21 protein-coding genes and 1 riboswitch are annotated in these 18,431 nt (G+C 32.5%); of the genes, 7 read left to right on the top strand and 14 right to left on the bottom strand.

All coding sequences use genetic code 11. From position 1 onward, the window contains the following. Nucleotides 1-30: 30 nt before the first annotated feature. The 4 genes from sufU to sufC are packed head-to-tail and all read right to left on the bottom strand — an operon-like array spanning nt 31 to nt 3,802. The gene (gene sufU, locus V5E38_RS23875) at nt 31-480 is read right to left on the bottom strand and encodes an iron-sulfur cluster assembly scaffold protein (protein WP_499211694.1); all 450 of its coding nucleotides are present in this window, start codon (nt 478-480) and stop codon (nt 31-33) included. Then, nucleotides 470-1,690, bottom strand: coding sequence for a cysteine desulfurase (locus tag V5E38_RS23870; RefSeq protein ID WP_499211693.1), 1,221 nt, complete (start codon nt 1,688-1,690; stop codon nt 470-472). Before V5E38_RS23870 ends, sufU begins: the two co-directional genes overlap by 11 nt. Then, on the bottom strand, nt 1,690-2,997 hold the full coding sequence (sufD, locus tag V5E38_RS23865) for a SufB/SufD family protein (protein WP_499211692.1): 1,308 nt from the start codon (nt 2,995-2,997) through the stop codon (nt 1,690-1,692). The genes V5E38_RS23870 and sufD overlap by 1 nt, the downstream gene beginning before the upstream one ends. 19 nt (nt 2,998-3,016) lie before the next feature. Then, nucleotides 3,017-3,802, bottom strand: coding sequence for a Fe-S cluster assembly ATPase SufC (gene sufC, locus V5E38_RS23860; protein WP_056468759.1), 786 nt, complete (start codon nt 3,800-3,802; stop codon nt 3,017-3,019). Between the two features lie 243 nt (nt 3,803-4,045). Between sufC and V5E38_RS23855 the strand changes: the two genes are divergently transcribed. After that, entirely contained in the window at nt 4,046-4,291 is a 246-nt protein-coding gene (locus V5E38_RS23855) for a DUF2164 domain-containing protein (RefSeq protein ID WP_387327941.1), read from the top strand. Between the two features lie 754 nt (nt 4,292-5,045). Here the strand turns inward: V5E38_RS23855 and V5E38_RS23850 are convergent. Both V5E38_RS23850 and V5E38_RS23845 read right to left on the bottom strand, forming a co-directional pair. Beyond that, entirely contained in the window at nt 5,046-5,762 is a 717-nt protein-coding gene (locus V5E38_RS23850; protein WP_499211691.1) for a DUF3298 and DUF4163 domain-containing protein, read from the bottom strand. Nucleotides 5,763-5,870: 108 nt separating this feature from the next. Further along, entirely contained in the window at nt 5,871-6,974 is a 1,104-nt protein-coding gene (locus tag V5E38_RS23845; protein ID WP_499211690.1) for a serine hydrolase domain-containing protein, read from the bottom strand. A 343-nt stretch (nt 6,975-7,317) separates the two neighbouring features. Between V5E38_RS23845 and dltX the strand changes: the two genes are divergently transcribed. From dltX to V5E38_RS23815, 6 genes are all read left to right on the top strand, one after another. Continuing rightward, complete coding sequence (gene dltX, locus V5E38_RS23840; RefSeq protein WP_097976317.1) at nt 7,318-7,461, top strand: teichoic acid D-Ala incorporation-associated protein DltX; 144 nt, start codon at nt 7,318-7,320, stop codon at nt 7,459-7,461. An 11-nt stretch (nt 7,462-7,472) separates the two neighbouring features. Then, nucleotides 7,473-8,987: a D-alanine--poly(phosphoribitol) ligase gene (dltA, locus tag V5E38_RS23835; protein ID WP_499211689.1), complete on the top strand. Its 1,515-nt coding sequence runs from the start codon at nt 7,473-7,475 to the stop codon at nt 8,985-8,987. Further along, complete coding sequence (gene dltB, locus V5E38_RS23830) at nt 8,984-10,135, top strand: D-alanyl-lipoteichoic acid biosynthesis protein DltB (RefSeq protein ID WP_499211688.1); 1,152 nt, start codon at nt 8,984-8,986, stop codon at nt 10,133-10,135. The genes dltA and dltB overlap by 4 nt, the downstream gene beginning before the upstream one ends. Before the next feature lie 15 nt (nt 10,136-10,150). Beyond that, the gene (dltC, locus tag V5E38_RS23825; RefSeq protein ID WP_499211687.1) at nt 10,151-10,390 is read left to right on the top strand and encodes a D-alanine--poly(phosphoribitol) ligase subunit DltC; all 240 of its coding nucleotides are present in this window, start codon (nt 10,151-10,153) and stop codon (nt 10,388-10,390) included. Beyond that, on the top strand, nt 10,387-11,604 hold the full coding sequence (gene dltD, locus V5E38_RS23820; RefSeq protein ID WP_499211686.1) for a D-alanyl-lipoteichoic acid biosynthesis protein DltD: 1,218 nt from the start codon (nt 10,387-10,389) through the stop codon (nt 11,602-11,604). The genes dltC and dltD overlap by 4 nt, the downstream gene beginning before the upstream one ends. 160 nt (nt 11,605-11,764) lie before the next feature. Further along, nucleotides 11,765-12,736, top strand: a complete 972-nt coding sequence (locus V5E38_RS23815; protein ID WP_098565765.1) for a 2-hydroxyacid dehydrogenase family protein — start codon at nt 11,765-11,767, stop codon at nt 12,734-12,736. A gap of 436 nt (nt 12,737-13,172) precedes the next feature. Here V5E38_RS23815 and metQ read toward each other — a convergent pair whose 3' ends face one another. The 8 genes from metQ to V5E38_RS23775 form a co-directional block, all read right to left on the bottom strand. Further along, nucleotides 13,173-13,994, bottom strand: a complete 822-nt coding sequence (gene metQ, locus V5E38_RS23810) for a MetQ/NlpA family ABC transporter substrate-binding protein (RefSeq protein ID WP_499211685.1) — start codon at nt 13,992-13,994, stop codon at nt 13,173-13,175. A 22-nt stretch (nt 13,995-14,016) separates the two neighbouring features. Then, nucleotides 14,017-14,685: a methionine ABC transporter permease gene (locus V5E38_RS23805; protein ID WP_331224681.1), complete on the bottom strand. Its 669-nt coding sequence runs from the start codon at nt 14,683-14,685 to the stop codon at nt 14,017-14,019. A 1-nt stretch (nt 14,686) separates the two neighbouring features. Further along, on the bottom strand, nt 14,687-15,694 hold the full coding sequence (locus V5E38_RS23800; protein WP_499211684.1) for a methionine ABC transporter ATP-binding protein: 1,008 nt from the start codon (nt 15,692-15,694) through the stop codon (nt 14,687-14,689). Nucleotides 15,695-15,834: 140 nt separating this feature from the next. Further along, a riboswitch (SAM riboswitch) is annotated at nt 15,835-15,947 on the bottom strand. Nucleotides 15,948-16,024: 77 nt separating this feature from the next. Continuing rightward, entirely contained in the window at nt 16,025-16,387 is a 363-nt protein-coding gene (locus tag V5E38_RS23795) for a hypothetical protein (protein ID WP_097976302.1), read from the bottom strand. Between the two features lie 203 nt (nt 16,388-16,590). Further along, nucleotides 16,591-16,914 carry a thioredoxin family protein gene (locus V5E38_RS23790; protein WP_097976300.1) on the bottom strand — a complete coding sequence of 108 codons (324 nt, stop codon included), beginning with the start codon at nt 16,912-16,914 and terminating at the stop codon, nt 16,591-16,593. A gap of 15 nt (nt 16,915-16,929) precedes the next feature. Beyond that, complete coding sequence (locus V5E38_RS23785; protein ID WP_088014517.1) at nt 16,930-17,280, bottom strand: ribonuclease M5; 351 nt, start codon at nt 17,278-17,280, stop codon at nt 16,930-16,932. Between the two features lie 216 nt (nt 17,281-17,496). Next, the gene (gene gcvH / locus V5E38_RS23780) at nt 17,497-17,880 is read right to left on the bottom strand and encodes a glycine cleavage system protein GcvH (protein ID WP_098428612.1); all 384 of its coding nucleotides are present in this window, start codon (nt 17,878-17,880) and stop codon (nt 17,497-17,499) included. Nucleotides 17,881-17,926: 46 nt separating this feature from the next. Then, nucleotides 17,927-18,283 (bottom strand): arsenate reductase family protein, encoded by a 357-nt coding sequence (locus tag V5E38_RS23775; RefSeq protein ID WP_098231638.1) that lies wholly within the window; start codon nt 18,281-18,283, stop codon nt 17,927-17,929. Between the last annotated feature and the right edge of the window lie 148 nt (nt 18,284-18,431).

Below are 18,431 nucleotides of genomic sequence, written 5' to 3'. Positions count from 1 at the left end.
TATAGAAGAGGAGGATTAAAGCTCAGAGGATTATTCCTCTGATTTTAAGCCCTTCTCCATCGCTTTCCATGCAAGTGTTGCACATTTAATTCGTGCTGGAAACTTTGAAACACCTTGAAGTGCTTCAATATCATCTAAATCGATTGATTCATCGTATTCTTTTCCAAGCATCATATCTGAAAATAGTTGAGCAAGCTGTAGAGCTTCCTCTATTTTTTTACCTTTAATTGCGTGAGTCATCATTGAAGCTGACGCCATTGAAATTGAGCATCCTTCACCGTCAAAACGAGCATCCGATACAATTCCATCATCAACCTTTAAACGAAGTTCAATGCGATCACCACAAGTAGGGTTATTCATGTTTATTGTTACATCGTTTTCTGATATTGCCCCTACCCCTTTGTTACGAGGGTTTTTATAATGGTCCATTATCACGCGACGATATAATGCATCTAGATCAATGTTTCGATTAATAGACATCGCTGAAATACTCCTTCGTTTTAACTAATCCTCTTACAAAAGCATCTACATCTTCTTTTGTATTATACAGATAGAAACTTGCACGAGCAGTAGCAGATACCTTTAACCATCTCATTAATGGCTGAGCACAATGATGGCCAGCTCGAACAGCAATACCTTCCACATCTAATACAGTTGCAACATCATGCGGATGCACATCTTCCACATTAAACGTTACTAAACCTGCACGATGCTTCGGACCATAGATTGTTACGCCTTTTACAGTAGATAACTGATCAAGTGCATAATTCGCAATCTCATGTTCATGCTTTTCGATATTATCCATACCGATTTCAGTTAAGAAATCAATAGCAGCGCCTAAACCTACTGCACCAGCAATGATAGGAGTTCCACCTTCAAATTTCCATGGTAGTTCTTTCCAAGTAGAATCTTGTAAGTCAACGAAATCAATCATTTCCCCACCAAATTCAATAGGTTCCATGTTTTCAAGAAGATGTTTTTTACCATAAAGTACACCAATACCCGTAGGAGCACACATTTTATGACCAGAGAATGCGTAAAAATCGCAATCTAAGTCTTGAACGTCAACCTTCATATGCGGAGTACTTTGTGCACCATCAACAAGCATGATTGCTCCATTTTGATGAGCAATTGCTGCAATTTCTTTTACAGGGTTAATTGAACCAAGTACATTTGAAACGTACATAATCGCAACTATTTTTGTATTTGAGTTAATTGTGGCTTTTGCTTGCTCAACGCTGATTGAACCATCTTCTTCTAATGGTAAATATTTCAATGTTGCGCCAGTAGCTTTAGCAACCTGTTGCCAAGGAATGATGTTACTGTGATGTTCCATATAAGAAATCACAATTTCATCTCCAGCTTTTAAGTTCGTTCTTCCGTAGCTAGCAGCAACTGTATTAATTGCAGTAGTTGTACCTCTAGTAAAAATAATCTCTTCAATAGATGATGCATTAATAAATTTACGAACTTTATCACGAGCTCCCTCGTATGCATCAGTAGCTTTTGTTCCTAGAGTGTGTACACCTCTATGAACGTTAGAATTATATTCTTTATAGTAGTTAGCAACAGCTTCTATTACTTGAACAGGTTTTTGTGAAGTTGCAGCACTATCCAGATATACTAAAGGATGTCCATTTACTTCTTGATTTAATATCGGAAAGGCTTCACGGATTGCTTTAACATCCATTACTTAACCTTCCTCTCGATAACATCAACAAGCATTTTTTTAACTTCTTCAATTGGTAATTCCGAAACTACAGGTGCTAAGAATCCGTGAATAACTAAGCGCTCTGCTTCTTTCTTCGGAATACCGCGACTCATTAAGTAGTACAGTTGAGTTGGATCTACTTTACCAACAGAAGCAGCGTGACCTGCCATAACATCATTTTCATCAATTAATAGAATTGGGTTCGCATCTCCACGAGCTTTTTCACTAAGCATTAATACACGTGAAGTTTGTTGTGCATTAGACTTAGAAGCGCCGTGCTCAATTTTCCCAATACCATTAAAGATTGAAGTAGCAGCATCTTTTGATACACCATGTTTTAAGATCCAACCTTCAGATCCTTTACCATAGTGAATAATGCTTGTTGTAAAGTTTTGAGTTTGCTCACCACGGCCTACAGTAACCATTTTCAAGTCACCGAAAGAACCGTCTCCAATTAGGTTTGTAACATTTTCGAAAACTGAGTTTCCATCGTTCATAAGGCCAAGTGCCCACTCGATTTTGCTATCGCGACCAGCGTGACCACGGCGAACAACATAAGCAGTAACACCTTTAGCTAAAGTATCAACAGCACCATAACGAACTTTTGCATTGTCTAATGTAATTACTTCTGTAACAACGTTAACAACAGCCGCATCTAAATCAGCAGATGTAGAAACATAGTTTTCAACATAAGTAACTTCACTGTTTACATCTGCAACAACTAAAACGTGGTTATATGCAGGTACGTTTTCACCATCTACAACAAAAATAGATTGGATTGGTTTTTCTAATACAACATTTTTAGGGATGTATAAGAATGCTCCACCATTTACTAATGCTGCATGTAAAGCGATTAATTTATTTTCATCGACTTTTACAGCCTCTGTCATAAAATATTTTTTCACAAGATCTTCGTGATCTTTAATCGCTGTGTGTAAATCTACGAATACTACACCTTTTTCTTTTGCTTCCGAAGAAAGAGAGTGATATACAGCAGAACCATTATATTGTACATAAACTGATTGATCAGTGTCTTCATTCATTAAAGATGTTACTGACTCTGGTAATTGATCTTTTGTAGGAACATTTCCAGCTGTAACATTAAATTCTTTTCCAAAGAAATCCCATCTAGAGATGTTTGTTTTATCTGGCTTTGGAAGAGAAAGTGATTCAGCTTTTGCTAGTGCATTTAAACGGAACTCTGTGAAATATGCAGGTTCATTTAGCAGTGCAGAAAGCTGCTTAACTGTTTCTTGACTAAATGGAATTGTAGTACCAGTTGTCATGAGAATCCCTCCTATCCGATTAAGCTTCTTGCCCAACAGTCTCGTCTTCGATACCTAACTCTTGTTTAATCCAGTCATATCCTTCAGCTTCTAAACGTGCAGCTAATTCAGGGCCACCTGATTTTACAATACGACCTTGCATCATAACGTGAACGAAGTCTGGAGTAATGTAGTTTAATAAACGTTGGTAGTGAGTGATGATTAAGCAACCAAACTCTTCTCCACGCATTTCGTTAACACCTTTAGAAACTACTTTTAACGCATCGATATCTAAACCTGAGTCAATTTCGTCAAGAATAGCAATTTTAGGTTGGATCATCATCATTTGAAGAATCTCATTACGTTTTTTCTCTCCACCTGAGAAACCTTCATTTAAGTAACGTTGAGCCATTTCTGGATCCATTTCTAAGAATTCCATGTTTTTATCTAAAGTACGGATAAATTTCATTAATGAAATTTCATCGCCTTCTTCGCGACGTGCATTCATTGCAGAACGTAAGAAATCTGCGTTTGTTACACCGCTAATTTCACTTGGGTATTGCATAGCAAGGAAAAGACCAGCTTGAGCGCGCTCATCAACTTCCATTTCTAAAACATCGTTGCCATCAAGCTCGATGCTACCACCGATTACCTCATATTTAGGATGACCCATAATAGCAGAAGATAAAGTTGATTTACCTGTACCATTTGGTCCCATGATTGCGTGAATTTCTCCACCTTTTACTTCAAGGTTTACACCTTTTAAAATTTGCTTTCCTTCAATTGCTACTTGAAGGTCTTTTATTTTTAATGTAGAAGCTCCCATTTTACACCCTCCATAATATTACATAAAAATTCTATAAAATAGAAAATGGCTATTTTAAGTTCATTCTCATTTTATTCTCATTCTAATCTTAAAGCAATTAAAAAGTATTTTCAAGCTGTGCACTATTTTACCAAAAAAGTTTTATTACGTGTAACTTATTATCGCAAAAAAAGAATAAATAGAGATACTATATATATAGGAAATAAAAAAACTAATATCACAACTAAAAAAGAGGGGAATTTAATGTCTAAAACAACTAAGCTTTCACCAGATCAACAAAAATTTGCGATTAATCAACTACAAACGTATTTCTTACAAGAAAGAGACGAAGAATTAAGTGAATTAAGTTCGATGTTACTAGTAGACTTTATATCACAAAAACTTGGACCTATTTTTTACAATAAGGGAGTTGAAGACTCACAAAGATTTATGTCCGAACGTGTTGAAGATCTTTATGCTTTATTATTAAAAGAACAGATTGAAGATTAAGTTGTTTTAGTAAACTTCTTTGCTTTTAGTTTTTAACGACCTTTAGCACACACTTTATTAATCGTACATACTCAATTTTAGATTATTCAATATTTATTTAGTTGTTCAACTTATTCTTATATTGTTATAACAAATGAATGTTTTTAATGCAGACTCTACCATTATTTACGAAAAGGTTTAATTTCATTAATCAAATTTATTAAATAAGCAAATAAATAAATAAATAAATATATAAAGAAATAAAGAAAAGAACCTTTTATATAATGAAGGTTCTTTTTTCACGTTGTTGAAAAACAATCACTCTCTTGTTTCGTAAAGGGAGTTTAGTGATGTTGATTTCCACTACAAGATGCTCGCTTTCCATGGGGCGAGATTCTTTCACCTCCTCGGCAAGCCTGCGGGGTCTCAGCCTTCCCGCTTATCCCATAGGAGTAGAGCATCATTCCGTTCCAATCAACTTGTTCATCAAAAAAAGTTAACGATAAAAAACTAATTTAATATCCTTTACTTTGACTTAGTGTAAAATAACAATTTATTAATCAGATTAAATGAATTTTCACATCAATAATGTTTTTTTCTAAAGACCGTTTTATATTTCAACACTCTAAGAAAAAGGATTATGCCAATTAAATAAAGTTATTTCTTGTTAATTTAAAAAAGTTTAAACGCTATAATAATCATTTATTTTTATAAAATAGTCTTTTTTTAATCTAGTTGAACACGTTATTCTATTGATGTAAGAAAAACGAGTTTATTATTGATAAACCTGTACAGGTATAAAGACCTCTGGCATGCCAGCAGCATATGCGGCTACTTCATATTCTTTAAAGATTAATTTAATTCCCGCATGGTCAAATGCCCATAGTCGGTTTTTGTCACTTAAGTCAATTTCGTTAGGGGATTTTATTAATACATATCCTTTATATTTCTTTTGTAATTGCTGATAAGCATATTCTTGTACGGATTTTGTATTTTCGTTTATTAACTTAGATAGTGGAACTACATCACCTGTTTTCACGTCAAAATTAAATGTAGTACCCATTGTCATCCCGTGTGCCCCACCTGTATATGAATACTCATTATAAATAACACTTAATTTATCAAGATTGTTGTACAGTACTTTATAAGTAAAAACATATTCATACGGTCTCCACGGCCCTTGGCTAGCATCCCATTTTGACTTAGCTTCTTTCTCGTCTTCTAATAGCTTTAAACGATTATTTTTCGCTAAATCAACACCTTGTTTTAAGATGCTATTGACCTTTTGTTGTGCAGTTGAATTAGATGCTCCACTTATTTGTGGATACTTAATCGGGGCATCATTTAGTTTTTGTTCAATAATTTTAATATGTCTCGTTAATGAGTTTTCATTAAACCCGGCTTTCGTTTCCGCATTAACAAATTTAATAGAGCCCAAATTAATACTGCTAGTCATTATGATTAATAAGAAATAATATAGAAACTTTTTCACTAGACTCCTCCTATTTTCTTTATCAAAAAATAGTATGAGTATCTTTTATTTAATTTATGAAATATTTTATAAGAGTCTGGAATCTCACAATCAAACGACAAACTGTTCTCAACTAATTTTGTTAACTAGTTTAAATAAGTTCATTGCGATCGCAAATGTATTTGGCTTCATTATTTGACTATTAGAAAACACAATTACATATGTTTTCGAAACTGGATCGAATACATTCACACAATTAATTCCTGGAACTACCCCATGATTGTATAAATACTTTCCTTTATTATAAATTCCATATGCATAATGATTTTGATACGGCTTAATAAATTGAGTAAAACTTTTAGCCAAAATAAGCTTATTCGAAATAAGTGCCTCGTCCATTTTTTGAATTCCTGAAACCGTTGAATAAATATCTCCACAGCCTAATAAATAGCTAAAATTTGGAATACGTAATTGCTTCGGATTATTTTTAGATTGAATTAATAAATAACCTAGTGCATGATTCCCTTTTTTATAAAAATCATTACCTTGTCCAATTTCAGTTATATTCGCTTTATCGAAAATATGTGTTTTTATATATTCTCCATAAGGAATTCCAGTTACTTTTTCTATAACGTAAGCAAGTAAAATATAATTTGTATCATTGTAATCCCATTTGTTTAACGGTTTGTAGTGAGCATTTGATTTAACGATTTTCTTTATTAAACCAGTTGATGAAATTGGATTAAATAACTCTTTTTCTCTCTTAATCCCTGAAGTATGTGAAATTAAATGAAATAATGTTAATTTTGATCCATTTGGAAATTCCGGTATATATTTTGAAATCGGATCGTTAAACGATATTTTACCTTCCTCATTTAATTGCATTAACAACGTTGAAACAAAAAATTTAGAAATTGAGCCAACTGGAAAGTACGTATTTGATGTGTTCTGTAACTGATTTTGTATATCTCGATAACCGTATCCCTTATTAAGGATATTTTCTTTATTCTTCCTAACAAGAACAACTCCGTTAAAATGAATTTGCTGTAAGTAGCGATCAATCTCTCCAGTATTCTTATTTTGATCATTAGTAAAATCAACTTTTTTCATAGTAGAGTAATTCGAAACTGTCACTTTCGAAGAGTTTTTATTCCAGATAAAACTACAAAATGGAGACATTATTAAAACAGTTAAGAAACTAGGAATCAAGAACAAAAAAATCTTTTTCATCATCTACCGATCTCCCATAGAGCAGGGCCAAGGACTTACCTATATTCCCTTTTCCCCATTATTTTTACCTTACCACTATTTTACTGTTCATTTTTTTAGATCCAATCACCTACTATCTTAAAGTTATGATAAGTAATGAACTAAGAACAAAAGTTCATTTCATTTACTTTATCCTAATTGTATTAACAATCTCGTCCATTAATCTTTAGATTTTAATTAGAAAAAATTTACTTAACCTTTAATAATTTATTATCTGCCTGTAATTTTAAAAGGTGTTTTGTTAATTTTTCATCTTTTTTTCGGTGTTATAATACGTCTAGCTAAAAATTAAGAAAGGTGAAAACAAATGGGTAAAATCCATATTTTCCGTTCAAAGGCATTAAGATTTTTATTTTATACTGCGTTTTATTTATCAATTTTACTTGCACTACTCTACTTATATGGATTTAAAGATTCATTTACAGGGACCTTTATATATAACGATTTTTAGGATGTGAACTGATGAAATCAATTATTGAACAAATAGATTATTGGGCAATTAACACCCCAGACACTATCGCATTTCAAAATAGTGATTATTCGTTAACATATAAAACTTTAAAGCAACAATCAGATGCGATTGCTAGCTGGATGATTAAAAATAATTTTACAAAAAAGCCCATTATTGTGTATGGCCATATGCAGGCAGAAATGATTTCCATTTTCTTAGGAAGTGTAAAAGCAGGTTGTGCTTATATTCCTGTTGATGAGTCTATTCCGTTTGAGAGGCTCAAAAATATGATTACAAATTCTGGAGCTACTTTATTAATTACACCAAAAGATATTACTTTAGGGTTTGATTCAATTAATATCATAAATTTTGGAGAACTACAGAAGATTATTGATTCTACAAATCTAGTCAAACCTTTAACTGATTTCAATGTTAAAGACGATGAAACATTTTATATTATCTATACTTCTGGCAGTACTGGAGATCCAAAGGGCGTACAAATTACTGAAAAAAACTTATGTAGTTTTACCAATTGGATATTGAAGGATTTTAATATACACAATGGACAACGCTTTTTGAACCAAGCTCCTTTCTCTTTTGATTTATCAGTAATGGATTTATATCCATCGTTATTATCCGGTGGCACACTCATTTCTGTTGAAAAATCTTTGATTGAGCGACCAAAGGCACTATTCGATTATTTAATGGCAAGTGATATTGAGGTTTGGATTTCTACACCTTCATTTATAGAGATGTGTATGATGAATCCAAATTTCAGAGAATTGTTACTACCAAACTTAAAGACTTTTCTTTTCTGTGGTGAAGTACTATCGAATAATAGTGCTAAACAGATTTTATCTAGATTTCCTAAAGCAGAGATTTATAATACTTACGGTCCAACAGAAGCCACAGTTGCTGTAACATTCGTCCAGATTACTGAGGAAGTCATAAACCAATACTCCCCATTACCGATTGGTACGCCGAAAGACGATACAATCATTTACATTATGGATGAATTGGGGAACCCACTTCCAGATGGTGAAACAGGAGAAATTATTATAGCTGGTCCAAGCGTTAGTCAAGGGTATCTTAATAATCAGTTAAAAACTGATGCAGCCTACAATCAAATAAATGGCATGCGCGCCTATAAAACTGGTGATTCTGGTTACTTTGATAACGGATTATTGTTCTATAAAGGTAGGATTGATTTCCAAGTAAAGCTACACGGTTATCGGATTGAAATTGAGGACATTGAAAATAACATTAGAAGATTACCATTAGTTCATTCTGCCGTTATATTACCAGAGATGAAAGATGGTAAGTGTATAGATTTACATTGCTTAGTAGTCGTTAAAGAACACGATTTCGAAAAGGACTATCATTTAACACGTTTTTTAAAACAAGAATTAAATAAGTATATGCCGACTTATATGATTCCAAGAAAATTTAGTTATTTACAAAGCTTACCAATGACAACGAACGGTAAAGTTGATCGAAAAAAATTATTGGAGCAAACTTACCAATGATTCCATACAGTAGTTTTACGTTTTTCGGTATTTTATTTGTTCTGCTAATCCCAGCAGTCATATTAGGGTTTTTAGGAAAAAGATCAACTAACTACACAACATTTCTTTCTTTTGTGTTTTTATTATTAGTCTTTTCCTCTTCTAAAATACAAACCTTCTATTTAGTTACTTATATAATTTGGGTAGTTATTTTAATAAAAGGTTATAGTGTTTATCGGAAGAACTCAAACCATTCAGCTGTTTATTACTTAAGTGTTTTTCTATCAATTTTACCTTTATTGATTGTAAAGGTTTCACCAGTTTTTGAAAGTACTACACTTGTAGGCTTTTTAGGAATTTCCTATTTAACATTTAAAGCAACACAAGTCATTATTGAAATACGTGACAACAGTATAAAGGAAATAAAGATTGTTGATTTCTTGAAGTTTTTATTATTTTTTCCAACAATCTCTTCTGGACCAATTGATCGTTTTAGGAGATTTCAACAGGATTGTCAAAAAAAGCTAACGGCTATTGAATACAGGGAGTATTTTCAAATTGGTGTTCATAAAATTTTTATTGGTTTTCTCTATAAATATATAATTGGTTATTTAATTAACGTTCATATACTTCAAACACAGTTTACACTCGGGCATACATTTGTCTCAAATCTAACGTATATGTATGCATATAGTCTGTACTTATTTTTTGATTTTGCAGGTTATAGTGCATTTGCAATCGGCGTTAGTTATATAGTTGGTATTAAAACACCTGAAAACTTTAATATGCCATTCATTAGTCGGAATATAAAAGACTTTTGGAATCGCTGGCATATGAGCTTATCATTTTGGTTTCGCGACTATGTATATATGAGAATGGTATTCTTACTGACTAAGAAAAAAATGATTAAAAATAGAAGAAATATTTCTTACATCAGTTATACTACCTTATTTTTACTAATGGGTGCATGGCATGGGATCCAAATTAATTACCTACTTTATGGTTTATACCAAGCCATATTGATGTGTAGTTTTGATTGGTTTGAACAATTCAATAAGAAAAAAAAGATTTGGAAAAATACTAAACTAACACATGTATTGGCGGTTATAATTACATTCCATTTTATTTGTTTCGGATTTTTAATATTTTCAGGACATCTAGTTAACTAAAGGAGAATTAGTATAATGGAAAATTTAAGAGCAGAAGTTTTAAACATTTTAGCAGATTTATGTAATACAGATGAAGTGATTGAAAACCCAGATATTCTGATTTTTGAAGAAGGATTATTAGATTCATTTGGTACAGTTAGCTTATTAGTTGAAATTGAAGAACAACTCGGTATCAACGTGACGATTTCTGACTTCGATCGCGAGGAGTGGGCAACACCAAATAAAATCATTTCGATTTTAGAGGCTAGAAAATGAAAAAAGTTCAATTTTTTGGGATGATAACAGCTATTCTCATTTTTTTACTAGCTTTGTATCTTCCAAATTCTTTTTACGAACTATTTATTACAAAAGAACGATTAAATAATACAGCAGCATCCTTAAACCCTGAAACATTTCAAGGGACTCTGCTTCAAGATAAAATGATAAAAGACCCAAAATTCCTACCTATTTTCGGGTCTTCAGAACTAGCTAGAAGAGACCCCTTCCATCCTTCTAGATTTTTTATGGGAGAAAAAAATGAATTTACTCCCTATCTAATTGGTCGAGGGGGATCACAAAGTATCGTTCATTTTCTTGACTTAGCATCTTTAGGTGATGGAATAAAAAATAGAAAAATTGTGTTTGTTTTATCTCCACAGTGGTTTATTCCACATGGCATTGACGATACTCATTTTTCACCTAATTACTCTGCGCTTCAAACTTATTCATTCGTTTTTAATAATACAATTGATAATTCAGTAAAGAGACAAATTGCAAAGAGACTTTTAACGCTATCAATTATCAAAAAAGACTCTTTATTAGTAACCCAATTAAATGCTTATATTTCAAATAGCAAAAAAATTAAGTTTGAAGCTATGGCTGAAAAACCGTTAGCTTACACTTATTTTAAAATACTTGAAAAGAAAGATCTTTTCGAGACCGTTATAATGGATCCTGATAATAACTTCCGATTAAAAAAATCAAAATATGAAGATTTATCCTGGGGTCGGGTAGCACAAGTTGCTGATAAAATTGGCAAACGTGAGTCAACTTCTAACCATTTCGGAATAATTAATAAATACTATATAAAGCACATTCAAAATCGTCTTCCAGTTTTAAAAAATTATAAACGAAATAGTAACTATGGTGTATCGCCAGAATATGATGACCTTCAAATGGTATTAGCATTATTAAAAAAAGAGCATACGCAAGCGTTGTTTATTTCCGTTCCAGTAAATGGACCATGGTATGATTACGCTGGATTCCCAAAAGAAGGTAGAGAAGTTTATTACAAAAAGGTAAGAAAACAAATTGAAGATGCTGGATTCCAAGTAGCTGATTTTTCTTCACATGAATACGATGAGTTTTTCTTAAAAGATACAATTCACTTAGGCTGGAAGGGCTGGGTATATGTAGATCAATCTTTAAATAAGTTTTATTCAGTAAAACATACTCCCCCTACTGCAAGTTTAAATCATAGATATCAATGAAAAAGCAGACATCTGTCTGCTTTTTTATGTTGCTGATAGACCTTAAAAATAAATATATTCTTTAAATTGCCAAATACTAAATTAAACAAAAACTTGAAACTTCATTTATAATAAAAACGTTATTATTCATTTATTAAACTGTTGAAAGAAGGTTTCTAATTTGGCACATATCTTGGTAGCGGGAAAAATCCCAGAAAAGGCTGAGGAATTATTAAAAGATCATCATGTCATTGTTTATGAAAATGAGAAATTAATTACAGAAGATGAATTGTGTGAGCTTGTTGGTGGGGTAGATGCAATTTTAAGTTTGCTATCGACTCCAATCACAAAAAGAGTAATTGATGCTGCTAAAAATGTAAAAATTATTGCTAACTACGGAGCAGGATTTAATAATATCGATGTAGATTATGCAACTAGTAAGGGGATCCATGTTACAAACACTCCTCTCGTTTCTACAGACGCAACTGCAGAGCTAACTTTAGGAATTCTCTTAGCTGTTTCGAGAAGAATAGTCGAAGGAGACGAACTTTGCCGTACAAAAGGTTTTGAAGGGTGGGCTCCATTATTCTTTAGAGGAACAGAAGTATCAGGAAAAACTTTAGGTATTTTCGGTTTTGGAAATATTGGACAAGCAGTAGCTAAACGAGCTAAGGCGTTTAATATGAATATTATTTATCATCAACCAAGAAGATTAAGTACTGAACTCGAACAAGAATTAAATGCCACATACGGATCAATGGATGAACTTTTACAGACTTCTGACTATATTACCCTTCATTGTCCTTACAAACCCGAGCTACACCATTTATTTGGAAAAGAAGAGTTTTACAAGATGAAAGATACTGCGTTTTTTATCAATGCAGCTAGAGGCCCTTTAGCGAACGAACAGGAATTAGTAGACGCATTAAAAGAAGGTGTTATTGCAGGTGCTGCTCTAGATGTATTTGAATTCGAACCAAAAATAACAGAAGAACTAAAATCACTTACAAATGTTGTATTAACACCTCATATCGGAAATGCAACATATGAAACTCGTGATGCTATGTCAGAAATAGCAGCTAAAAATATTATTGAGGTTATTGCTGAACGACCACCAATCTCACCTGTAAATCAAATCCTTGTGAAGAATTAAAAATAAAAAGGGCTGTTTCATAAAGTTAGATTCACTGACTTATGTACAACCCTTTTTTATTATTAAATTACAAGTACTTTGGAGTCGTAGGTATTTTCGTTCATTTGTTGTTTGTAATCGATCTTTTTAGAAATATTTAGCAGATTTTTATTCGATTCAGAAAGAAGTTTGCGTATTTGATAAACTTCCACATAATAGTCTCAACAATTGTACAATATTAAGGTCGTAATACCTTTTATAGGTAATTTTCTATTTTTTTTTGCGATTCCTTGGGATTTAATTGCAAATTCCCAAACTTTATTTGCGATTCTCTAAATTTAATTGCAGTTTTGCCAATTTTATTTGCGATTTTCAAAATTTATTTGCAGTTACTAGTTTTTCAAATAAAAAAGAGGGTTCCCATAAAATTACAACTGGGATACCCACTCTTTTCATATTATTGACTTACAGGTACTACTGCACCTTTATATTTTTTTATGATGAAATCTTGAATTTCTTTAGAGTGTAAAACTTTTACAAGTTCTTTGATTTCTTTTTTATCTTTGTCACCTTTACGAACAGCGATAATGTTTACATATGGAGATTCTTTACCTTCTAAAGCAATAGCATCCTTCATTGGGTTTAATCCAGCATCAATCGCGTAGTTTGTGTTAATTAACACTGCATCGCCTTCATTGTTTTGATAAACTTTTGGAAGCATTCCAGCGTCTACATCAGCTTGGAATTTTAAGTGTTTTGGATTCTCAGCAATGTCTTTAATTTGAGCAGTAGTTGGATCAATTCCAGCTTTAAGTTTAATTAAACCTACTTGTTGTAATAAGCTTAACATACGACCATGGTCAGCTACTGAGCTACTCATGATAATTTTAGCTCCATCTGGCAGCTCATCTAAGCTCTTATATTTTTTAGAGTAAACTCCGATCGGCTCGATGTGGATTCCACCAGCATTTTCAAATTTATAACCATTTTCTTTCATTTGAGCTTCTAAATATGGAATGTGTTGGAAATAGTTTGCATCTAATTCTTTTGAAGCAAGTGCTTTATTTGGTAATACATAATCTTGGAATTTAACAATTTTTAAGTTAATTCCTTCTTTTTTAAGGATTGGTTTAGCTTGTTCTAAAATAACTGCGTGAGGTACATTTGATGCACCAACCACTAATTCTTTATTTTTATCTTCTCCACCTTTATTACATGCTGCTAAAGATAATGCTAAAACACCTGCTCCTAAAATTCCTACGATTTTTTTGAATTTCATTGTTAGTTCCTCCCTTATATGATTAAGCTCGTTTATCTATTTTTGTTGTTACTAAATCACCAATAAATTGAAGAATGAATACGATTAATAAAATAATTACTGTCGCAACAAGCGTTACTTGGTTATTAGAACGTTGGTATCCTTCCATAAATGCTAAGTTACCAAGTCCACCACCACCTACTACACCAGCCATTGCAGTATAACCAACAATTGCGATTGTAGTAACAGTTAAGCCTGAAATAATTGCTGGTAATGCTTCTGGAATTAATACTTTTAGGATGATTGTAAAGGTACTAGCCCCCATTGCTCTTGCAGCTTCGATTACACCTTTATCAATTTCACGTAATCCGATTTCGACCATCCTTGCATAGAATGGTGCAGCACCAATAATTAATGCAGGTAATGCTGCTTTTGCTCCAAGCATAGAGCCAAGTATAAAGATCGTAAATGGAATTAATAAAATAATTAAAATGATAAACGGTATTGAACGAAAAATATTTACAAACGCTGCTAGGATTGTATTAAAAAATTTATTTTCAAGCAACTGGTCTTTACTAGTTAAAAATAAGAATAAACCTATAATTAGTCCAAAAATGAACGTTGCAAGCGCAGCTATTACTGTCATGAATAATGTTTCTTGAGTAGCTAAAAGCATTGCATCCCAATCAACATTCGGAAAAAGTTGTGTCATCTTATGCTACCTCCACTTCAACTTGTTTTGATTCTAAGTAAGCAATTGCTTCTTTGATGTTATTTATGTCTCCAACAAGTTGAATCTTCATTGTCCCATAAGAGCCTTCAGCAGTTTGAACAATTTTTCCTTGTAAAATGTTAATCTCAATATCAAAGTGCTTAACAACCTCAGAAATATGCGGCTGATCTGCTTGACCATTTTTAAAGGTTAGCTTGTAAGTATTATCCTTCCCATCACCTTCAGAAATTACTTTACTGTCTTCATCATTGCCTTTGATTTGTGTTACAAATTTCTTTGTAATTGCTTGTTTTGGACGAGTAAATACATCAACAACATGGCCTTCTTCTACTACATTTCCGTTTTCCATTACAGCTACTCGTTGGCATATCTTTTGTATAACATGCATTTCATGAGTAATTAGGATAATTGTAATACCAAGCTGTTTATTAATATTTGTCAGTAAAGCTAATATTGAATCTGTTGTCTCTGGATCCAATGCAGAAGTCGCTTCATCGCATAAAAGAACATCTGGGTTATTAGCAAGTGCTCTTGCAATTCCGACGCGTTGCTTTTGACCTCCACTAAGTTCAGAAGGATAAGCATTCTCTCTACCTTTAAGACCTACAAGTTTGATTAATTCTTTCGCACGATTAATGCTTTCTTTTTTTGGAACCTTAGCAATTTCAAGTGGGAAAAGTATATTTTCTAATACAGTTCTTGACCACAATAAATTGAAATGCTGAAAAATCATCCCTATTTTCTGTCTTGCTTTTCTTAACTGACTAGATGAACATTTCGAAATCGATTGACCATTTATAATGACTTCACCTGATGTAGGCGCCTCAAGCCCATTTAGCATACGTAATAGCGTACTTTTCCCTGCGCCGCTATATCCGATCATGCCAAAAATTTCACCTGCTTCAATCGTTAACGAAACATTTTGTACTGCGGTAACTGTGCCCTTTTTACCTTTGTATATTTTACTTACATTATTTATTTGAATCATACATTCGTTCTCCTTTCAAAACATTCTAACAACTCATCTTTCAATTTTTTGTAAGAAAGTACTTTTTTAGTCTCGTAATAATAAAAAAACCTTTCAACTCATATGAGCAGAAAGGTTTAACATACAAAAAGTATTCCTTTCTCTCATCTCTCAAAGCACATGCTTTGCAGGAATTAGCACCATTTCAATGACGATCTCATTGACGGTTGCTGGGTTTCACAGGGCACAGTCCCTCCACCTCTCTCGATAAGAGTAATCTTACGATCTATTAAGTTGTTTAACGTAATTTCTTTAACGTAAGTCCAATTCTACAAAGTTAGACACTAATTGTCAACAATTTTCTAAAAGTTTTTTTTCGTTTTCAACACTTGTATATTGAAAAATCGTTTCCATTAGTAGTAATAATCGATAGTTCCCTTCAAAAGAAGCATCTTTCAGTTTTAATAAAAGTCCTAATCTTTGCGAACCTGAATTTAAATATTCCCATCCATCTTTCGAAAAATTAACTCTAAGTTGCGGAATCGAACGATCAATTATCTCTATAAAAGGAGCCTTTTTACTTAACTTTATAAATAATTTTTCATTTAGACAGTTAAATTCTACAATTCTTTCTTCGATGGGCAAAATAATTTGTAAATATTCTTTTTTTATAAATAAGTTTCTAGCTTGTCCTATCCACTCCTTGATTTCCATAATAAACACCTCTTCTTGGATTCTTTAATCTTATTTTCTCATAGATAAGAGGTGTATTCTTTATATTTCGCTCGACATTTACTTTGATAAAAATCTATATTTTAATTTTATTTCTACAGCATTCAACTCATTTCCCGAGAAATATGTCTAATATCAGGAAATATTTTAAGCCAAATAAAAAGAGTGCAACATTCAGTATGCACTCATCGTTTAATATATAAATTATATTTTTTTAACAATTCATGTAAATATGGTACTGACTGGAAAGCGTAGATTTTTTGTTTCATTTCCCCATTTTCAAAAATAAGTAAACAAGGTACACTTTCAACCTTCCAGTTTTGAGCTTCTTCCACTATTTCATTAATATTCACCTTGCTTATAGGTAAATTTGGCAGAATCTCATTTACAATTTCTAGCATTTTAGAAGCTACTTGGCATGTACCACACATTGCGGTATAAATATAAATAACTGTCGTCTCTTTTGATTGAATTCTTTGCATTATTTCATTCTTTGTCCATTGCTGCATGATCTTTAATCCTCTTTAATTTGTACGTAAATAATCTGTAAATACTAAAATATCCGCCCCTAATAATACACTAGCTAAATGTTGACTCGGAGCTGTTGCCACTTCTCGATAACTTCTATCAATGTACAGATGCTCTGCCTGTGGAAATTCTCTTTTTAACAGTCTTCTAAGCTTTTCACCAGCCTCATCTGCATCTACTAACACATAAATTTCTCTTAAATCTAACATTTCAGCAAGCTCATCTAGCTTTGAAGTACCAACTGTACCATTCGTACAGATAATATCTACAGGCTCCTTTATAATCGTCTGTATTTTTCTCTTATCAGTAGTACCTTCGACAATGATAACTTTTCTTTGATCTTCAATATTCACTGGGCATCACCTAATGTATAGGACTCAAAAACTTTTGACTAAAAATCTTTTGTATATAGTATATTCGATTTCCCTTTTGTTGTTTCCTTTTTTTACCTAAATGAAAATGTCCCTTTAAATAATGTTTTATGTAAATAAGTTAAGCTTTATTACATTAATTATACACATAAAATAAAAAAGCGCCCAATTTGGACGCTTAATTTTAGATAATTAGTCTTGATTAATCATTTCTTCGTATTGACCAGCAGTCATTAACTCATCAAGTTGAGAAGCGTTTGTAGCTTCAACAACTACCATCCATGCTTTTTCGTATGGAGATTCGTTTACGAATTCAGGGTTTTCATCTAGATCAGAGTTTACTTCGATTACTTTACCACTGATTGGAGCATATAGTTCAGATACTGTTTTTACAGACTCAACGCTACCGAATGGCTCATTAATAGTAAGTTCATCGCCTACTTCTGGTAGCTCAACAAATACGATATCTCCAAGTTCTGATTGAGCAAAATGAGTAATACCGATATAGTATTTGTTACCTTCAACTTTTACCCACTCATGCTCTTCTGAATAACGTAGTTCATTTGGAATTGACATTGTGAAATCCTCCTCTGATTAATTACCTAAAATTTTATAGTTATTTTTATAACCAAACCTTTTCAAATACTTCCTCATTAAAACCAACTGTCGCCTGATCTCCATTAAAAAGTAGAGGTCTTTTGATTAACTTACCATCTGAGCTTAAAAGTTCTAATAGCTCGTCCTCAGTTTTTGTTGGAATAACATCCTTCAATCCAAGCTCACGATATTTAACGCCACTTGTATTAAATAATTTATTTATAGAAATTCCACTTGCTTTATAAAGATCAGCAAGTAACTCCTTTGAAGGTGGATTTAATGTAATATCAATTGCTTCAACCGGAATATTATGTTCTTTAAGCCAAGAAGCGGCTTTTCGACAAGTTCCACATTTTGGATATGTATAAAAAATGATACTCATTTTAGCAACTCCTCCCAAACTCTATTTTATCACAGGGAATATGCGAGTTAAAATAGTTCCGTTCGAAAATTCTGTAATAAATTGTCGCACAACAACATTATAACAACATTCACTCATTCAAACTAGTATAATGTTCGTGTTTATAGGT

Origin of the sequence: Rossellomorea sp. GAMAL-10_SWC (assembly GCF_049568075.1) — a bacterium.
Taxonomy (GTDB): domain Bacteria; phylum Bacillota; class Bacilli; order Bacillales; family Bacillaceae_G; genus Gottfriedia.
The sequence above is the reverse complement of the archived record's forward strand: the minus strand, read 5'-3'. Positions and strand labels throughout refer to the sequence as shown.

Bases quoted from the DNA above. Each gene is read 5' to 3' on its own strand.
- sufU (WP_499211694.1), bottom strand. From the start codon at position 480: ATGTCTATTAATCGAAACATTGATCTAGATGCATTATATCGTCGCGTG.
- V5E38_RS23870 (WP_499211693.1), bottom strand. From the start codon at position 1,690: ATGGATGTTAAAGCAATCCGTGAAGCCTTTCCGATATTAAATCAAGAA.
- sufD (WP_499211692.1), bottom strand. From the start codon at position 2,997: ATGACAACTGGTACTACAATTCCATTTAGTCAAGAAACAGTTAAGCAG.
- sufC (WP_056468759.1), bottom strand. From the start codon at position 3,802: ATGGGAGCTTCTACATTAAAAATAAAAGACCTTCAAGTAGCAATTGAA.
- V5E38_RS23855 (WP_387327941.1), top strand. From the start codon at position 4,046: ATGTCTAAAACAACTAAGCTTTCACCAGATCAACAAAAATTTGCGATT.
- V5E38_RS23845 (WP_499211690.1), bottom strand. From the start codon at position 6,974: ATGATGAAAAAGATTTTTTTGTTCTTGATTCCTAGTTTCTTAACTGTT.
- dltX (WP_097976317.1), top strand. From the start codon at position 7,318: ATGGGTAAAATCCATATTTTCCGTTCAAAGGCATTAAGATTTTTATTT.
- dltA (WP_499211689.1), top strand. From the start codon at position 7,473: ATGAAATCAATTATTGAACAAATAGATTATTGGGCAATTAACACCCCA.
- dltB (WP_499211688.1), top strand. From the start codon at position 8,984: ATGATTCCATACAGTAGTTTTACGTTTTTCGGTATTTTATTTGTTCTG.
- dltC (WP_499211687.1), top strand. From the start codon at position 10,151: ATGGAAAATTTAAGAGCAGAAGTTTTAAACATTTTAGCAGATTTATGT.
- dltD (WP_499211686.1), top strand. From the start codon at position 10,387: ATGAAAAAAGTTCAATTTTTTGGGATGATAACAGCTATTCTCATTTTT.
- metQ (WP_499211685.1), bottom strand. From the start codon at position 13,994: ATGAAATTCAAAAAAATCGTAGGAATTTTAGGAGCAGGTGTTTTAGCA.
- V5E38_RS23805 (WP_331224681.1), bottom strand. From the start codon at position 14,685: ATGACACAACTTTTTCCGAATGTTGATTGGGATGCAATGCTTTTAGCT.
- V5E38_RS23800 (WP_499211684.1), bottom strand. From the start codon at position 15,694: ATGATTCAAATAAATAATGTAAGTAAAATATACAAAGGTAAAAAGGGC.
- V5E38_RS23795 (WP_097976302.1), bottom strand. From the start codon at position 16,387: ATGGAAATCAAGGAGTGGATAGGACAAGCTAGAAACTTATTTATAAAA.
- V5E38_RS23790 (WP_097976300.1), bottom strand. From the start codon at position 16,914: ATGCAGCAATGGACAAAGAATGAAATAATGCAAAGAATTCAATCAAAA.
- gcvH (WP_098428612.1), bottom strand. From the start codon at position 17,880: ATGTCAATTCCAAATGAACTACGTTATTCAGAAGAGCATGAGTGGGTA.
- V5E38_RS23775 (WP_098231638.1), bottom strand. From the start codon at position 18,283: ATGAGTATCATTTTTTATACATATCCAAAATGTGGAACTTGTCGAAAA.